General features: G+C 44.1%; 16 protein-coding genes. 10 read left to right on the top strand and 6 right to left on the bottom strand.

Annotation, left to right across the window (positions count from 1 at the left end; translation table 11 throughout):
- Positions 1–205 (top strand): hypothetical protein (locus tag MSG37_RS08840; RefSeq protein WP_248470228.1); only part of this gene is annotated, 205 nt, incomplete at its 5' end.
- 167 nt (positions 206–372) lie between these two features.
- On the opposite strand, the gene MSG37_RS08835 is transcribed toward MSG37_RS08840, so the two are convergent.
- The 5 genes from MSG37_RS08835 to arfB form a co-directional block, all read right to left on the bottom strand.
- Positions 373–726, bottom strand: a complete 354-nt coding sequence (locus MSG37_RS08835) for a hypothetical protein (protein WP_248470227.1) — start codon at positions 724–726, stop codon at positions 373–375.
- A 162-nt stretch (positions 727–888) separates the two neighbouring features.
- Positions 889–1,551 carry an SDR family NAD(P)-dependent oxidoreductase gene (locus tag MSG37_RS08830; RefSeq protein WP_248470226.1) on the bottom strand — a complete coding sequence of 221 codons (663 nt, stop codon included), beginning with the start codon at positions 1,549–1,551 and terminating at the stop codon, positions 889–891.
- 88 nt (positions 1,552–1,639) lie between these two features.
- Entirely contained in the window at positions 1,640–2,107 is a 468-nt protein-coding gene (gene accB / locus MSG37_RS08825; RefSeq protein ID WP_248470225.1) for an acetyl-CoA carboxylase biotin carboxyl carrier protein, read from the bottom strand.
- 13 nt (positions 2,108–2,120) lie between these two features.
- Positions 2,121–2,573, bottom strand: coding sequence for a type II 3-dehydroquinate dehydratase (aroQ, locus tag MSG37_RS08820; protein ID WP_248470224.1), 453 nt, complete (start codon positions 2,571–2,573; stop codon positions 2,121–2,123).
- Positions 2,574–2,707: 134 nt separating this feature from the next.
- A complete protein-coding gene (gene arfB, locus MSG37_RS08815) occupies positions 2,708–3,130 on the bottom strand; it encodes an alternative ribosome rescue aminoacyl-tRNA hydrolase ArfB (RefSeq protein ID WP_248470222.1) in 423 nt (140 codons plus the stop codon).
- Positions 3,131–3,312: 182 nt separating this feature from the next.
- Here arfB and MSG37_RS08810 point away from each other — a divergent pair, with 182 nt between their 5' ends.
- From MSG37_RS08810 to mepA, 9 genes are all read left to right on the top strand, one after another.
- Positions 3,313–3,672 (top strand): STAS/SEC14 domain-containing protein, encoded by a 360-nt coding sequence (locus MSG37_RS08810; RefSeq protein WP_248470221.1) that lies wholly within the window; start codon positions 3,313–3,315, stop codon positions 3,670–3,672.
- Between the two features lie 66 nt (positions 3,673–3,738).
- Complete coding sequence (locus MSG37_RS08805) at positions 3,739–3,915, top strand: DUF3012 domain-containing protein (RefSeq protein ID WP_248470220.1); 177 nt, start codon at positions 3,739–3,741, stop codon at positions 3,913–3,915.
- 189 nt (positions 3,916–4,104) lie between these two features.
- Positions 4,105–4,509, top strand: coding sequence for a hypothetical protein (locus MSG37_RS08800; protein WP_248470253.1), 405 nt, complete (start codon positions 4,105–4,107; stop codon positions 4,507–4,509).
- Positions 4,510–4,841: 332 nt separating this feature from the next.
- The gene (locus MSG37_RS08795; RefSeq protein WP_248470219.1) at positions 4,842–6,173 is read left to right on the top strand and encodes a TolC family protein; all 1,332 of its coding nucleotides are present in this window, start codon (positions 4,842–4,844) and stop codon (positions 6,171–6,173) included.
- Positions 6,174–6,301: 128 nt separating this feature from the next.
- Complete coding sequence (locus tag MSG37_RS08790; RefSeq protein ID WP_248470252.1) at positions 6,302–7,462, top strand: efflux RND transporter periplasmic adaptor subunit; 1,161 nt, start codon at positions 6,302–6,304, stop codon at positions 7,460–7,462.
- A gap of 12 nt (positions 7,463–7,474) precedes the next feature.
- Positions 7,475–10,627 carry a CusA/CzcA family heavy metal efflux RND transporter gene (locus MSG37_RS08785; protein WP_248470218.1) on the top strand — a complete coding sequence of 1,051 codons (3,153 nt, stop codon included), beginning with the start codon at positions 7,475–7,477 and terminating at the stop codon, positions 10,625–10,627.
- Between the two features lie 458 nt (positions 10,628–11,085).
- Positions 11,086–12,120, top strand: a complete 1,035-nt coding sequence (locus tag MSG37_RS08780) for a cytochrome c peroxidase (protein ID WP_248470217.1) — start codon at positions 11,086–11,088, stop codon at positions 12,118–12,120.
- A complete protein-coding gene (locus MSG37_RS08775) occupies positions 12,117–14,924 on the top strand; it encodes an ATP-binding protein (RefSeq protein ID WP_248470215.1) in 2,808 nt (935 codons plus the stop codon). Before MSG37_RS08780 ends, MSG37_RS08775 begins: the two co-directional genes overlap by 4 nt.
- Before the next feature lie 172 nt (positions 14,925–15,096).
- The gene (gene mepA / locus MSG37_RS08770; protein WP_248470214.1) at positions 15,097–15,942 is read left to right on the top strand and encodes a penicillin-insensitive murein endopeptidase; all 846 of its coding nucleotides are present in this window, start codon (positions 15,097–15,099) and stop codon (positions 15,940–15,942) included.
- Positions 15,943–15,994: 52 nt separating this feature from the next.
- On the opposite strand, the gene MSG37_RS08765 is transcribed toward mepA, so the two are convergent.
- Positions 15,995–18,310, bottom strand: coding sequence for an aminotransferase class V-fold PLP-dependent enzyme (locus tag MSG37_RS08765; RefSeq protein WP_248470213.1), 2,316 nt, complete (start codon positions 18,308–18,310; stop codon positions 15,995–15,997).
- Between the last annotated feature and the right edge of the window lie 48 nt (positions 18,311–18,358).

Below are 18,358 nucleotides of genomic sequence, written 5' to 3'. Positions count from 1 at the left end.
GAACTCAGAAGTGAAACGCAATATCGCCGATGGTAGTGTGGGGTCTCCCCATGTGAGAGTAGGTCATTTCCAGGCGCAAAATAACGAGAAAGCCCGCTACAATTGTAGCGGGCTTTTTTGCGTCTGCGATATTGTCTGGAAAGATGACAACTTGAATATAGAAAGTCCGAACGTAGTGAGGTTCAGTACCTATGTTTTCGCTTAGATTATTTCCAGACTTTAAATTAAGTGAAGAAGCCACCTACTCTTATATGATAAAAGCAGGTGGCTTTTTTGTGCAGGAAGTACTTATCCTCGAATGCCATGGATGGCATCGGAGAAGAGTTGCGTTTGGGCACTTGTAAAAGACTGTTTGGTATTATTTCAGTAGGGCTACTCTATACAGCTAACCTTGTCTTCGCTATCAATAGTTAGCTCAAGCACTTTCATGTATTGGTCATGAGTCACTGAGCCGCATCGACCATTTATGTATTCACCTGACGATAAGCGTATGCGGTAGGCATATTCTCCATCGGCCTGATCTGTGCTGTGATGAATGCGGGCTGTTTTACTTGGAGCGATATTATCAAATACGAGGTTATTGCTGGGGAGTGAAATTTCTACTCGGGTGAGGATCTGCCCTGATTGATTGACTACTTTTACGCTTGGCATAACAAACAAGTACAGGTTGTAAGCGATAAATATGCAAATAGCTGAAGCGAACAGAAATAATAGGCAATTGCGCATTTATACTCCTTATAAATTAGCAAAGCAGGGACGATATACACTTATATTGATTGGTGTAGATAGCTAAGTATAGAAAATAGCTCAGTTATTTCATTTTATTTTTAAGAGTGACTTCTGCAGGCTTGTTAGGAGCGAATTTTCGCTCCAATAGAAAAATAGCTACTAGCCACGGGTTATAGTGATATCGCTAATATAACCGTGTTCACTGGCTTGTAGTGCTTGTTTTAGCATTGTGGCCGCTTCGGTTGCACTCATAAAACTCTCGGTATTTGCCGGTTTTCCACTGGTGGGCCAAAAGCCGGTATCCATACCGCCTGGGTAAACTGCTATTAGCTTCATTGGACTTGTTTTTAGCTCTAATCGTACTGATTCTACTAAGCCCTTTACCGCCCATTTTGCTGCACAGTATGTTGACTCTTCGGCTTTAGCGGCAAGTGCTGCTGTAGACATCACAATGACGACTGTAACTGCTTGGTCTTTATAGCGTTTAACAGCTTCGCGAAGCATCAAAACCGCAGAGGTAATATTGTTGTCTAGTAGTTGCTTGATTTGCGTTACTGATTGAGTCTCGATTGGACCAAAGTAACCGCTGCCTGCGCAGTGGATAATCATACTCGGCGTGCTTGGTAAGGCGTCAAATAGGTGCGCAACCGATTGCTCGTCGCTTAAGTCGCAAACATAGGAATTAGTCTGAGGTTTAATAGATTCGGCAACTTGTGCTAAACGTTCAGCATTACGCCCTGTAATTGCAATATCATCTTGCTCGGCATAAAGTTGAGCTAAAGAAGCTCCTAAACCACTGCTAGCGCCGGTAATTAATATCATTGCATTAGAGTCCTTTATTGAAGCTTGTTCAGCCGAATATTTAGATTAGTAGATTATTAGCTACCCAATGGATTTATCGTGTTGGTTATTACTCTATTTCGATTAGCGGCTGCTCAAAATCAATCGCTTGGCCGTCATCAACTAAAATGGCACTAATCACACCGTCTTTATCTGCTGCAATACGGTTACTCATAGTCATAGCTTCAATGATACAAACGATATCGCCAGCCTTCACTGTTTGACCCACATGGCAAAGTGGAGCTTGGCTTTGCTTATCAATTAGATAAACAATACCGACCATAGGCGAGATTAGCTGGTGTGGCTCATCGTCGTTATAGCTATTATCAGAATCACTATTATTACGTTTGATTTGTTGGTTAGGTATTGCTGCAGCGACGCTACTAGCGGGGGCAAGGTAAGTCTGGTTATTAGCTTGTATAGGTACCGGGCTATGGCGACAAATACGTACTGACTCTTCACCTTCTTTTATTTCAAGTTCAGCAATATCTGATTCTTGCACTAACTCGATGAGTTTTTTGATTTTACGAATATCCATACGAGACTAGACCTTAATGTTTGTCTGAAGTGCTTAAGCGTGCAACAGCGGCTTGCAGAGCAAACTGGTAGCCTTGGGCGCCTAATCCACAAATAACGCCGATAGCTTTATCTGAAAAGTAAGAATGATGGCGGAATGGTTCGCGACTATGCACGTTTGAAAGGTGCACTTCAATAAAGGGAATCGCTACACCAAGTAACGCATCACGCAGCGCAACACTGGTATGAGTAAAAGCAGCAGGGTTGATAATAATCATATCTGCATCAGTGTTATGGATTGCTTCAATTAATAAGTGCTCGGCGTTTGACTGGATATGCTCTAACTGAACATTGGCCTGTGTTGCACTTTGAGTGAGCTCCTGCACAATTTGGTCAAGCGTATGGTGGCCATAATGTCCGGGTTCACGGCGCCCAAGTAAATTTAAATTAGGACCATTAACTAATAAGATTTTTGCTTGGTTGCTCATGGAAATTCCCTTGCAATACATAAGTGTGGCGGTAAAGAACAGTTTACCTTTACCACTGATTTCAACAAAAAAACGTTGGTTTGTCGATTATTGTTCTGTGAAAGGTAAAAAATGTAACTTTGCTGCTTTGGTTGCTAGTAACTGGCTTTGTTTTGCCTTAGGGCTTTAGTTGCCCCTTTTTGCTTTTTAGCATCGACTCGGCGGCGTTGGCTACCTTTAGTCGGTTTGGTTGCAATGCGCTTTTTCTGCACATTATTAACACTGGTGACTAAAGCAATAAATTGTTCAAGCGCGGTTTGGCGATTAAAGTCTTGGCTGCGACTTTGTTGGCACTTAATAATGATTTTGCCGCTTTTGGTAATGCGATGGTCAGCTTTGGCAAGTAAGCGTTGCTGATAAAACTCAGGTAGTGAAGAGCTGCTAATATCAAAAATAAGCTGGGCAGCAGTAGACACTTTATTGAGATGTTGCCCGCCTGCACCACTTGAGCGAATGAATTGCCATTCTAGCTCACTGTCTTGAATCGATACTGAATTTGATATTTTGATAAGTGCCAAAGCAGTACGCCTATTATTGATGGTTTACCTTACGCGTAACTAGGCGTAGGCTCTTAAATTTCCTTTGCTCAATATTAACAGACTTTTAGTCGAAATAAGGCAATGCTTAACTTTTCCTTAGCGGCGGGTTTGCTATTATCAAGCAATGTTCCAATCACTATTGATAATTACGGAGCCGAAGTATGCTGTGTAAGATCCCTGATATTACTGAGGGTGTGATCAGTTTATTTGCCAGTGGGCGCTTATCTACCGAAGATTATGGCCAGATAATGCAGCCGCTTATTGAAAGCTACCGCGACTCAAGCGGCAAGATTTGTATTTACGTAGAAGCAGACGTGTTGCTTGAAGGCTGGCAACAACAATCGTTAACCGGTAGTGGCGAAGTGCAATTACCTAATTTTGATGCCTTAGTGCTGGTTGGCGGGCCTGATTGGTTTGGTAATGCAGTGAGGTTGATGGGACCGTTTATGCAAGGCGAAGTTGCATGGTATCCATTAGAGCAAAAAGAGTTGGCTATAGAATGGATAGCTGCGCGAACTTAACGTGGATCTTGTTATAATCGCTCTAAGCAGATTTAATTTTAGTCATCATTTTAGAAGGATTTACCCATGTCGTTATCTAAGCTGTCTGGTTTGTCATTAGTTTGTGCATTAGTTTTTGGCCTAAGCGCCTGTGCTCCTGAAGTAGGCAGTGAAGCTTGGTGCAAGCAAATGAAAGAAAAACCATCAGGTGATTGGACGGCTAATGAAGCCACTGACTACGCTAAACATTGCGTATTTAAGTAAATATTAATTACTTAATTAGTAAAAAAAGAAAGTGAGAGCAAGTTCACTAACAACTCGATAATATCTTGTTTGCAGTGAACTTTCGTTTATTATGCGGGTCAGAAATGTTACCGCTAGCTAATGCAGTAGCATAGCCAATAATACAATAGGTCAACTTTGCGTCTATTTACTCCTCAATCTCTATACAAAATGGCAGCTGCGCTGATTGCCGTTGTTGTTCTGCAATTTGCAGGCGGCAACCTTGGCATGCACCAGTTACATTTGGGAGATCATGAAGAGGAAAGTGCACCGCATCCGCATATTCAATTTACCGCTGATGTGATTACGCTTGCAGAGTGTGTTGATTGCGCTTGTGCATTTGATTCGCCGGAGCAAGCAGCTGAGCTAGAAGTTGCTCATAGCCATACGGTAAGTAAAACTGAATCTAAGAGCTTTGACCTTTGTTTAGATTGTCCGTGTCATGGTGGTCATGTCACTGCTATGTCTCACGTTGCAATCGTTCCATCAGTTCCGGTTGGTGATGTGCTAAATAGCATTGATGGCCAATATCTACCCCCTGAACAACTTCCTAATTACCGCCCTCCAATCGTTTAATCCTTCGATATTGAAGTTTCCACTAAGTCTTAATCATTACTGCTGATTCGGCTGTGATATTAACGCTTTAACTCATGCTTATATTGGCGCTTTTACTCGCCCGGATATTGGCATAAAAGTCATACTTCAATGTCGTTAAATCTCTATCAAATACTGTGTGTTTTTTGCGGTTAACTTACTGATCTCGAGCGTTACTGAATCAGGTTGACTGGCTAAATCTACACCAAGCTAATATTGATTTAGGCCCTTGTAATCACGCCTTTGAACTTCCGGCTAGCGCTATTGCTAGGCCCGAGCAATCACGTGCTTATTACTGGGTAACAGGATTTTTGATGAAAAAAACGATAATCGCGAGTCTGCTGCTAAGCATCTTAGGCGGTGCGACTAATATTGCTATTGCTGCAACCACTGAAAATGGCGCAATGACCTCAGCAGTAATGGCAAGCGCAGTAGTTCAAGCACAGCAAATTGAGCCAAATGCTCAGTTTAGCCAATGGCTGCCACAAGTGATGGCACGCTTTAATAATTTACCTGAAGTGCAAGCGCAGGCCGCGCAGGCTGAACAAGCTAAGCTCAGTATCGCGGCCGCCGATAAAGCTGTTTATAACCCTGAGCTAGGTTTGGGCTATCAAAATGCGACAGAAGATACCTATAGCATTGATATCAGCCAAACCATTGATTGGGGTAACAAGCGCGGCGTGGCGACTCGTATTGCTCAGCTTGAAAGTGAGATCCTATTTTCGAGTATCACGCTTGAGCGTAACCAAATGTTAGCCGAAAGACTGCAAGCTTTGACCAATCAAAGCCAAGCACGTAAAGCATTAGAGTTTCAACAGCAGCAGTTTAACTTAGCTAAAGGCCAGCTTGATATCGCCCGTCAACGTACAGAAGTGGGTGACTTGTCGAGCGTTGAATTGCAACTTATGCAGCTTGATGTGGCTAGTAATGCTGCTGATTACGCGTTAGCTGAGCAAGAGTCTATCGCCGCTGACGGTACCGTTCTAGCCTTGTTTGGTGAGCATGATCTGCCGTTTGCTGATTTTGTTAATAGCTTAACTCAGCAAGCCAGTAACCTTGAGGTATCGCCACAATTGCCGGCACTCAAAAGTGCTTACCAGCAAGTGTTAGTGGCAAAGGTCACTGCAGAGCAAGCCAAAGCAGATACAAGTGCCGACCCGAGTATTAGCCTAAGCGCAGAGCGCGAAGGTAATGAAAATAAGGTAGGGCTTGGCTTATCTATTCCCCTGCAGATCCGCAATAACTATAGCGAGGCGATTGCCGTTGCCAATCAAGGCATCATCATTGCCGAGCAAACATATCTGGCCCAAGAGCGAGCCTTACTGCAGCAACAAGCGCAGTTTTCATTGAGCTTTCCAAGGCTTGCTGCACGTTACCAAGACTGGAGTGAGCTTGTTCTAACCTCAGGTGCTCAGGCAGCAAAGTCATTGTCACAACAATGGCAGTCTGGCGACATCAACACCAGTGATTATCTGCAAAGCCAAAGGCAAATGAGTGGCAGCTATTTAGCCGGCTTGTCGCTCGAATCAGCTCTTTATAAGAGCTGGCTCAGTTGGATGGGCGATAGCGGGCAATTAGAAGATTACTTGAATCGCCAATTACCAAGTCAAGGTGCTGTTGCATCAGCTCCGGTGCAGAATAAATAAGGGCTTTGAAAATGAAAACAAAAACTAATCTAGTCACACAAAAAGCGATGTGTACCGATATGAATTGCGCAGTGAAATTGAATACCTCTAACTTTAATCTTTTCGGTTTAAATGCCATTACTCGAGCAATGAGTTTTGGCTTGTTCATCTCCTTGTCTACAGCATTGGCGTTGCCTGCAATTGCAACCGCTGGTGATGGACATGATCACGGCGCAGAAGCTGCTGTGGTTAAGGTTGTTAAAGAGGCTGATGATGGCCACGGTCATGGCGTGGAAGAAGCTGAAGATAGCCATGGCATTGTATTAACATCGGAGCAAAAAAACTTAGCGGGCATTAAAGTTGCGCAGTTAAGTGAGCAAACCTTTAGCTTAGAGGCTGTGGCAACTGCTACTTTAGTGGTTGATAGAGACAGAACCGTGACTATTGCACCACAGGTTGATGTGCGTGTACTTAAGCGCAGCGTAGTGCCGGGGCAAGAAGTGAATAAGGGCGATGTGTTACTGACATTGGGCGGTGTTGCCGTTGCACAGGCACAAGCTGACTATATTAATGCCGCTGCAGAATGGAGCCGAGTTAAACGCATGAGCGCCAGCGCTGTCAGTGCGAGCCGCCGCTTACAAGCGCAAGTTGATGCTGAGCTTAAGCGTGCCACGCTAGAAGCGATGAAAATGACATCAGCACAGATTAAAGCGCTAGCCGATGCACCAGAAACCATAGGTAGCTACCAGCTAATCGCGCCAATCAGTGGCCGCGTACAAAAAGATATCGCCATGCTAGGGCAAATCGTGCCAGCAGGCACAGCCTTGATGCAACTAACCGATGAGTCTCACCTATGGGTAGAAGCAGAGCTGACGCCTGTACAGGCTGAAAAAGTCAGTATCGGCAGCAAGACTGTGGTTAAGGTGGGTGATAAGAGCCTAGAGGGCACCATTATTGGTCGCTCGCATGAGCTTGATAGCGTGACTCGCACAGAACAAATTTTAGTGGCATTTGAAAATGCGGGCCATGTATTACATGCGGGGCAATTTGCTGAATTGTATCTGCCAGATGCGTCAGAAGGCGGGGTAATTTTACCGGATTCGGCATTAACTCGCAGCAGCGATGGCCATTGGCAGGTATTTATTCAAGGCGCAGAAGGCTTTGAAGGGGTTGAGATTGAAGTGGTTGAGCGTCAGCGCGGCATGAACTTAGTGCGCGGCTTAGCTAAAGATGCGCAGGTGGTGATCTCTGGTGCGTTCTTCCTAGCATCAGAGCAAGCCAAATCTGGCTTCGATATTCATAACCACTAAGAGGCGACTGCTATGTTACAAAAACTCATAGACGTTGCGGTACGCAACCGTCTGATAGTAGTACTTGCACTGCTGGGTCTGATTGTTGCCAGCGTTGCCATGTTACCTAAATTGAACTTAGATGCCTTTCCTGACGTGACTAACGTGCAGGTGACGGTAAACACCGCCGCTGAAGGCTTAGCGGCTGAAGAAGTTGAAAAACTGATCAGCTACCCCGTTGAATCGGCCATGTACGCTTTGCCTGAGGTAACCGAAGTTCGTTCACTTTCACGTACCGGTCTGTCGATTGTGACGGTCGTATTTGCCGAAGGCACCGACATTTATTTTGCGCGTCAACAGGTGTTTGAGCAGTTACAAGCGGCTCGTGAAATGATCCCTGATGGTGTTGGGGTGCCTGAAATCGGCCCTAACACCTCAGGTCTTGGGCAAATCTATCAATACATCTTACGTGCAACGCCGGAGTCGGGCGTAGATGCGTCAGAGCTACGTAGTATTAACGACTACATGGTTAAGCTGTTGCTGATGCCAGTTGGTGGCGTAACTGAAGTCTTGTCATTTGGTGGTGAAGTCCGTCAATACCAAGTGCAAATTGAGCCTAATAAGCTGATGAGTTACGGCTTATCAATGGCGCAAGTGACTAGCGCGTTAGAGAGCAATAACCGTAACGCTGGCGGCTGGTTTATGGACCAGGGGCAAGAGCAATTAGTGGTGCGCGGTTACGGCATGTTGCCAGCAGGTGATGCAGGCCTTAAAGCGATTGCACAAATTCCATTAACCGAAGTTGCAGGCACGCCAGTGCGCATTGGTGATATTGCTAAAGTCGATTACGGCAGTGAAATTCGTGTCGGCGCAGTGACCATGACTCGCCGTGACGAAGCAGGCAGTACGCAAAACTTAGGTGAAGTGGTTGCTGGCGTTGTGCTTAAACGTATGGGCGCCAATACCAAGGAAACTATCGACGACATTAGTGAACGCACTGCCATGATTGAGCAGGCTTTGCCTGACGGTGTGTCATTTGAAGTCTTCTACGATCAATCAGACTTAGTGAACCAAGCGGTAAGCACTGTACGTGACGCGCTATTAATGGCGTTTATGTTTATTGTGGTGATCTTAGCGCTGTTCCTTGTCAATATTCGTGCGACCTTACTGGTGCTGTTGTCTATTCCAGTTTCAATCGGTCTAGCATTGCTAGTCATGTCTTACTTTGGAATGTCGGCCAACTTAATGTCGCTTGGTGGTCTCGCGGTCGCCATTGGTATGTTGGTAGATGGCTCGGTGGTAATGGTGGAAAACATCTTCAAGCACTTAACTCAATCGAGTAAGGGGAAACAAGATGATCCGGCACCAAGCTCAGGTATTGTTGGCCAAGTGATGTTGGCAGCAAAAGAAGTATGCAGCCCAATCTTCTTTGCGACCGCAATTATTATCGTGGTATTTGCGCCGCTGTTTGCCCTTGAAGGCGTTGAAGGTAAATTATTCCAGCCAATGGCTGTGAGTATTATTTTAGCCATGCTTTCTGCACTATTAGTGGCATTAATCGCTGTGCCTGCATTAGCGGTTTATCTGTTTAATCGCGGTGTGGTGTTACGTGAAAGCGCAGCGCTTAAGCCAATTGAAGCGCTATATCGTAAATTGCTGAGCACGACGATGGCACATCCAAAGGTACTATTGAGTGCCTCAGTGGTGATGTTCGCCTTGAGTATGATGTTACTACCAAGACTGGGTACTGAGTTTGTGCCTGAGCTTGAAGAGGGCACCATTAACTTACGTGTGACCTTAGCGCCAACAGCAAGTTTAGGAACATCTCTTGATGTGGCACCAAAGCTTGAGGCGTTAATACTTGAGTTCCCTGAGGTTAACTATGCGCTGAGCCGTATTGGCGCCGCTGAATTAGGTGGCGACCCAGAGCCGGTGAATAACATCGAGATTTATATCGGTCTTAAGCCTGTTGATGAATGGACCAGTGCCAGCAACCGTTTTGAATTACAGCGTAAAATGGAGCACAAGCTTAACGTTTATCCAGGTTTATTGTTCACCTTCTCTCAGCCAATTGCCACTCGCGTTGACGAACTACTATCGGGTGTTAAAGCGCAGCTAGCGATTAAGATCTTTGGCCCAGACTTAGATGTACTGTCTGAGCGTGGTCAGGTGTTAACTGATTTAGTGGCGCAAATTCCAGGTGCGGTGGATGTATCGCTTGAGCAGGTGAGCGGCGAAGCGCAGTTAGTCGTGCGCCCTAAGCGTGATCAACTAGCACGCTATGGTATTAGCGTCGATGAAGTGATGGCATTGGTTAGTCAAGGAATTGGTGGCGGCAGTGCTGGGCAAGTGATTGATGGTAATGCGCGTTACGACATTTATGTGCGCTTAGCTGAAAAGTACCGTAGCTCACCTGATGCGATTGAAGATCTATTACTAACCGGTGTTAGTGGGGCAAATGTACGTTTAGGTGAGGTCGCGGATGTTGCCATTGAAATGGCACCGCCGAATATTCGCCGTGATGATGTGCAGCGCCGTGTAGTGGTGCAAGCTAACGTGGCTGACCGTGACATGGGCTCAGTGGTAAATGATATTTACGCTATTGTGCCAAAGGCTGACCTACCACCGGGATACACTGTAGTGGTCGGTGGTCAATATGAGAACCAGCAGCGTGCACAGCAAAAGCTAATGTTGGTTGTACCTATCTCTATCGCGCTAATTGCCTTGTTACTGTTCTTCTCATTTGGTTCGGTAAAGCAAGTTGGTTTGATTATGGCTAACGTACCTTTAGCTTTGATTGGTGGTGTGGTTGCGTTATTTGTTAGCGGCACTTACTTATCTGTGCCTAGCTCGATTGGCTTTATCACTCTATTTGGTGTGGCAGTGCTTAACGGGGTAGTGCTGGTGGATTCAATTAATCAGCGCCGTAAAATGGTGATTAATGAAACTGACTCTTCACTCTATGAGGCCGTTTATGAAGGAACTGTTGGCCGTTTACGTCCAGTATTGATGACGGCGTTAACATCGGCATTAGGCTTAATTCCTATTTTGTTATCTTCCGGTGTCGGTAGTGAAATTCAGCAGCCTTTAGCTGTGGTGATTATTGGTGGCTTGTTTAGCTCAACAGCGCTGACATTGTTAGTGTTGCCAACAATGTATCGTTGGATTTACCAAGGGCGTAACTAAGCTCTAAGCGGCCATAATCCATTTATGTTGTGGCCGCTTTATTTGAATAACACTCCATCTGGACGGTGGAGAAAATCTGAGAAAGTCAGTGATGCATTAGTCTGCCATCATATATTCTTGGTTTTTTTAGCTACGGTTTACCAACAGATTTTATGCACATTATTTGCTAGTCGATGAGTTTTTCTCAAGGTTATGCCTAACCTACACAAGTAAATAGTGCTCCTAGAGGTTTGGTATATTTAGTACGCGGAGCAGGACTGCTCCGCATTTTTTGCCTATCTGTTTACTTGCTTGTTTTATCTATAACTTAGTTTTGCTGTTTCTCTATATAAAATGGTTCACCAGTCAGTTAGCGACGGCTTAGCAAATGTTCACTAAATTGGCTATTTGAGCTGGCTTCACTACACTCAGTGCAGGGCAATTATGGATGATTGCTATCAGTGCAAGGGAGGTGCAATGTGCTATTTAAGTTACGCTGGAGCTTAGCCGCGATTCTAGTGTTGGCATTTAGTTTATATCTGTATGTCACAGTGAGTCAGGTTGATGCCAGCTTACCCTCGGTTGCCAAGTCGGCAGAAGCTTGGAACTCTAAGACTCTTTCAAGCGATCCCTTTTCTGTTTCTGCCATTCCTGTAAGCGTAATTACTCCTGAACAAAAACCGATGCTTAAGCTGGGGATGCGGCTATTTTTAGACCCTCGCTTATCGTCAAACGGTGAGGTTAGCTGTGAATCTTGCCATCATATTGCGGATAACGGCGCTGAGCTTATTGCCGTATCGACTGGAGTAAATGGTCAAGGTAACCGTAATTCTCCCACAGTATTCAACGTTGCATTTAACACCCGATTTTTTTGGGACGGCAGAGCGAACAGCTTACATGAACAAATCGATGGACCTATTCACAATCCGTTAGAAATGGATAGTAACTGGCAAGCAATCCGTAATCGCTTGGCTGAGATCCCTAGTTATAAAGCAGCCTTCAACCAAGTGTATGCCGATGGTATTACTGAAACCACAATTAAGCATGCCATCGTAAGTTTTATGATGCAGCTTAATACCCCCGGCTCAGCATTTGATGATTACCTCAATGGAGATGAGAAGGCGTTGTCAGCAACCGCACTAAATGGTTGGCATAAATTCCGCTCCTTAGGCTGTATTTATTGCCATCAAGGACAAAATATTGGTGGCAACTTATTTCAAAAGTTTGGCAACGTGCATGCTGTTGCAACAGAAAGCGAAGATTTAGGTCGATTCTCAATTACTCAGCAAAGTAATGACAAGCATGTGTTTAGGGTGCCGAGCTTACGCAATGTTGCCGATACTCCACCGTATTTTCATGATGGCAGTGCAGCGAGTCTGGAAGAGGCTGTAATTGTGATGGCAAGAGTGCAACTTGGTAAAGAGCTCGAACCTGCAACCCTGATTGAGCTGGTGGCTTTTCTAAATTCACTTTCAGCGCCAGTGCCAAGTGTTATTAAGGAGCTTAATCAATGAAACCCTTAAGCTATCAGCAAAAGAGTTATGCTTCAGTGATTATGGCTGTGGCGGTACTATTAGTGCTGGCAACCTTATTTGCAAAGTTGAATTTGGTACAGCAGTATCAATACGCCTATACCGAACTTAGCCATCAAGTGCAGTTTATCCGAGATCAAGTTTATAAAGTTAAGGTTAGCGATAATCACAGTTACGACAAAATCACTCAATCGTTAGTGAATGTTGAGCGCCAAGTTCAACAATTACAGCAGCGTTTACAACCATTACACGCCTCAAAAATCGGTAGCTCAATTATTATTGATGAAAATATGCGAGAGCATGCAAAGCAATATTCATCGACAGTTAAGGAGCTCATCGCCAACTTAGAAACCTTATTACGCCTGAAGATCTCCCAAGAGTACTCGGTTCACACAGTTAGCCTGTTGCAGCAAGATTTACTTAATAGTTACACAGATGCTGATAGTAAAATGCACATTTTTGCTTTGGCTGCGGGCAATCCGCAAATTAATACCTCAGAAAACCCACTTTTTAACACCAGCCAATATCAGAGCCTTGCTGTACATATTGAACTATTGGCAAAACTCGATGAGCAAATAAAGCTAAAAAGTCAGCAAGTGTTTAATGCCAATGTAAGTGACAGCATAGCTGAGCAGGCAAGGTTTTGGTTGGTATTGGTTGATGATATCAAGTTCTATCTACTATTGATGAGTATTTGCTTACTGGGAATATATGCCATTAACTACCGCATTCAGCTTCGCGAACAAGCTCGAAAGGAAAGTAAGATACTGCATGACTTATCTAAAATTGAACAAGAAAAGGCGCAATTGTCGTTAGTGGCTGAGCACGCTCAAGACGCGATTATTATTACAGATAGTAGCGGCTGTATCACTTGGGTTAACAAAGGTTTTGTAACCTTGTCAGGCTATAAACCAGAAGAAATTAGAGGTAAAAAGCCGGGTAAAATATTGCAGGGTAAAAACACATCTAAACAAGAAGTTGATAGGATCCGTCAAGGCATTAATCGGCAAGAATCGATTAAGTCTGAGCTGATTAATTATCACAAAGATGGCAGTGAATACTGGATTGATATTGCCATCAATCCAATTATTAACCCTAAGGGGCAGGTCACCCATTTTATTGCGGTTGAAAGAGACTCTACCGCACGCAAAAGGATGGAGAGCCAATTAGCACAAGCGGTAATTAAAGCCGATGTATCAAATAAAGCTAAGTCGACTTTTTTAGCCACGATGAGCCATGAATTACGTACACCTTTAAACGGTATTTTAGGGATGGCACAGATTATTGAGCCTAATCTTGAAAACCCAGAACACAGGCAGCAGATCCAAATCCTCTTAGAGTCTGGCAACCACCTTACATCGTTATTAAATGATATTTTGGATTTTTCCAAGGTCGAAGAAGGCAAGCTATGTCTCGAAAATGAGTTATTCCAGCTTAAAACGGTAATAGAACCAATCATCAGTACCTATGAGCCGATTTGTGCAGAGAAAGACATAAGCTTTGAAGTCAAAAATAGCATCAATGAGGCGCAATCATTTAAAGGCGATAAAGCTAGAGTTAGGCAGATTATTTATAACCTATTGAGCAACTCTGTAAAATTTACCGAAAGTGGTCGAGTGACTTTGTCATTTAAGCAAGCGGTAAATGAGGCGGGCACCTCAGGGGTTGCTATGTGTATTCAAGACAGTGGTATAGGTATTAGACAAGAACGTTTAGACAGTATTTTTGATCCCTTTATTCAGGCTGAGTCATCGACCACTCGTCAGTATGGCGGCACAGGATTAGGTCTATCGATTGTTAAGCAACTGGTAGAGCTGATGGGAGGCGTGATAACCGTTTCGAGCAAAGTTGGCTTAGGAACTCGGTTTGATATTTTTATCGCGTTAGAGCGGGCACAAATGCCAGTGAATACTTCGAGTGAAACGAGCAAAGTTAAACAGGCTTTGCCTGAGAATATTCGCATACTTATTGCAGAAGATAACAAGGTTAATGCGCTGGTTGCTAAGACCTTTTGCCAACGGTTAGGCCACAATGTTGAAATTGCTTATAACGGACTTGAAGCGATTAATATCCTTAAAACCAAGCCATTTGATTTGGTTATTATGGATAACCATATGCCAGAGATGGACGGTATTGAAGCGACAGAATACATACGTAAAACATTAAACTTATCGGTGCCAGTTTTTGCTTGTACTGCAGATGTATTTAAAGAAGCGCACGATAATATGATTAACGCAGGAGCTAATCATGTATTAACTAAACCATTGCAAGAGCAGAGTTTTAGAGATGCATTAGCGCAGTTCGCCCACTTAATTGGCAAAGAGCAACAGCTGAAGGCTAACGACAATAAAGTCGTTGCTTTATCGCGCCATCAACCACAAGAACTTAACACGACAGAAGCAGATATTGATTATCGTCAGTTGCGTGCAGCACTTGCTGATGCAGAAACGTTTAGCCAGCATATAGCGGAGTTTAACGAGTTTGCAGAGGGCTCTATTACTGAGTTAATTGCGGCTTACGATGATGATAATGCAGCTGATATTTGTCAGTTGGCGAGTATGATTCGTGATAAGGCTGAAGTGTTTTTCTCTGCGCGGATCTATACGTTAGCATTGGAGATTACTGATACTTTAGCTGGCGCAGAGTCGGTGTTTGAAAGTCAGCTAAAGTTAGAGCGTCTGCAGCAATTGATTAATTTGCTAGAAGTGAATATCCACCAAAACCAAAGACTAAAACAAGGGCAAAGTATCGAGCATAAAAATGATGATGTAAGCAATGTTAGTTAGAAGATAGTCGTAGCGTCTGCATCAGGTTAAAGCAAGAGTAATAGCTTTATATCAAACGCTCGCTTTAAAAGTATGGCTCAGCAATCAAAATTTAAGCAGGAAAAACTGGGCTCAAACTAACTCAACACCTAAGCTTTATTGATATTAATCTGATTGGGTACTTAAGAGCATGATGCGCAGATATTTAACACTGCTAGCTTTATTAGGGATAACAATTTCTAGCTGTTCACTTAGTGCTAACCCGTGGGAAGAGATTGATACTCCGTATGGTGAAAATGCGGGGGCGATAGGCAGTTACGCCAATGGTTGTTTACAAGGTGGCCAAGCTTTGCCGTTAACTGGAGAGGGTTATCAAGTGCTGCGCACCGAGCGCCAGCGTTATTATGGCCATTCAACACTAGTAGAGTTTGTGAGTAACTATGCCTCGGCACTAAAGCTGCAAGGGTTAGATGATGTATTAATTGCTGATATGTCGATGCCTAGGGGCGGTAATTTTACTCAAGGCCATAGCAGTCATCAAATAGGTCTTGATGTCGATATTTGGTTTAAACAAGCTACTAAGCCATTAACTAAAACTGAACGCGAGCAGCCTAAGCCACTAAAGCTTGTTGATAAAAAGAAGTTTTTGCTTGATACCCAGATATGGTCTGATGCACAAACCCAAATGGTCAAAACGGCTGCCGAAGATAAACGCGTCGCGCGAATTTTTGTCAGTCCGGTAATTAAACAGCACTTATGTGATTTAAAATTAACTGACGATTCTTGGCTTAAAAAAGTACGCCCTTGGTGGGGGCATACCTATCATATGCATGTACGCTTGCATTGTCCTGAAGGTGACACTCTTTGCCAAAATCAGGCTCCAATAGGTGCTGGCAATGGTTGTAATGAACTTAGCTGGTGGAAGCAGCAATTAACAGGTGCTCCCGCTCCGCAACCGAAAAAGCCGGCAGCTAAACCTAAAAAGAAAAAGCCAAAAGTTAAGCCGCAGCAGTGCAGTAGCATTCTTGCGGCTAAATAGTATTAGCTAAATAACTCCAGTATTGGGTTATTCATTTTACTGGCGGCGATCATTATGCACTGAGTGCATAACCGCCTTTTAAGTGAGCGACCTGTGAAAAACCTAAACGATGCATAGCTTGAGCTGCGACAAGAGAGCGACTACCGCTGCGACAAATCAACACCCAAGGTTGTTGTTTTTGGTGTTGATGCTCTTGTATAAATTGCACTAAACGCGTTAATGGTACGTTTTGACTTGCGCCCTGTGAGTGATTGAGCGCGTATTCGTGAGGCTCTCGAATATCAATAATACGCAACGCTGTGTTGCCATTCATCGCAATGTTTAAGCTGTTTGCATCATACTCTTTGATTGCCGATTTATCACAATTGCCAACGTAGGCACCACACATTATCTCGCTACCGACTTCATCAACTAGGTGACTATCTAATTGTGCTTTGCGGGCGATAAAATCGTTTTCAGTGATTTGGTCATTGAGCACCGCATTGAGTAATGGATTACGCGCCATTTCAGCATTCAGATGAGTGGTAAATTCGTTGTTATAGTCGTGGCTGGCACAGATTAACGTGTTACTCGTTATAGTGCGTTTTAGTTGCTTAAGACTATGAAATAACGCCGCACTTGAGCTTGAGTCGAAGTTAGTTCTACCTAAGCTCCCCATTAAAATGGTGTCACCGCAAAATGCGTATTGAGCAGAGCTACTATCGTGTTTGTCATCTGCTGAAGTGCGTAGGATTAAGCTGATACTGTCGCTAGTGTGCCCAGGAGTGGGTATTTTAATGAGTTGCATTTTACCAATTTTGATAGCATCAAATTGCTCACCAGCATGGCTTGTTGTTTGAGCGAGATAAGGCCAGCCAAGAATGTCACAGTCTTGCTCAGGTAAGTATCGATTGGCTAACACTTCACGCCCCGATTGGTGGTCTGCATGACCATGGGTATCAATAATGGCTACTGGCTTGAGTTGTTGGCATTGCAGCAAGGTATCTAATCTTTGCTGCAGCTCTGGTAATGGGTCAATAATTAACGCTTGCTTACTGGCTTGGTCAACGTAAACCCAAGTGCAGCTGGCGCCAAAACGTAGCTGTAATAAGCCATCGAGTGCCACTTTATTGCTGATGTCATTGTTAGCATTTACGTCGTTACTCGCGTCGAGCAACATGCAGCTTTGGGTTAATGCCTGGGATGCGGACTTAATGCGCTGACAGGCAGCGTCAACCTCAGCTTGTGTTATCGCAGGGCCGAACGACATTCTAATTGCAGACTCGCTTTGCCATGCCGGTAGCCCCATGGCGTCGAGCACAAAGCTACGAGTGACTTTTGAGCTGCAAGCTGAGCCTGAGCTGACACGAATATTGGCGGCATCAAATAGATCCATAATCTCTTTGCTGCTAAAACCTTGAACGGCAAAGTTAAGGGTAGTAGCAACGCTATGATTAAAGCTGTTGTTAAATACCACTCGAGGAAAGCATTCTGTTAAGGTTTGAGCTAGCTGATTACGGTAGTTGTGTAGGGTTTGGCTATCGCAAAATGCAGAGTTGCTGGTGCGTAATAACATATCAAAGATAACATTTAGTGCCGCCATTCCGGGTAAGTTTTCGGTACCAGAGCGCAAACCGCTCTCTTGCCCTCCGCCAGCAATAAAAGGCGTAAAAGGTGCGCTATCACGGATATAAACGAAGCCTATTCCTTTTGGCGCATAGAGTTTATGACCACTAAAAGGTGCGTAGTCGATAGTGGTTGTTTGTAAGTCTAGTTGGGTTTTCCCTAAAGCTTGTACGCAATCAACCATCCAGAAAATATTAGGGTTAGCAGTGCGAATGGTTTGCTCTAATAACTGCAGGTCTTGAAATACACCGGTTTCATTATTGACTGCCATAGTACAAATCATTAAAGCATTAGCGGCGTGCTGGCTAATAAACTCGTGATCTAAGATGCCATACTCATCAACTGGGATAGCAATGACTTCAGCCTTGATATTCAGTACCGATAACCAATGTATTAATGATTCTGGTACAGCTTTATGCTCGGTTGCACCATACAGCACGCAATAACTTTTATCCGCGCTAAGCAGTGCTGCATCAACAAGCGGTTTTGCGGCAATAAGCGCAGATAAAATTGAGGTTTGGATCCCTTCGGTAGCCCCACTGGTAAAAATGAGTTTGCCCTTGCCTGTACCAAGAAGAGTTTGTGCTCGACGACGAGTTTGCTCCATTAAGTCTTTCGCTTTTAAGCCTGTTATATGGCTACTACTTGGATTACCAAAAAGGGTTTGCATCGCAGCCATAGCGGCGGAGGCCGCTTCAGGTAAAACAGGGGTTGTTGCATTAGCATCAAGATAGATCTGGGTTAACTCGTTGTGATTGCTCATTATCTTCGGCTCTTTATTGTTATTCTTAGCGGATAGATTTTATATTTC

Source organism: Shewanella sp. 1CM18E (genome assembly GCF_023161665.1).
Lineage (GTDB): Bacteria > Pseudomonadota > Gammaproteobacteria > Enterobacterales > Shewanellaceae > Shewanella.
This window is presented reverse-complemented; position numbering and strand designations above follow the sequence as displayed.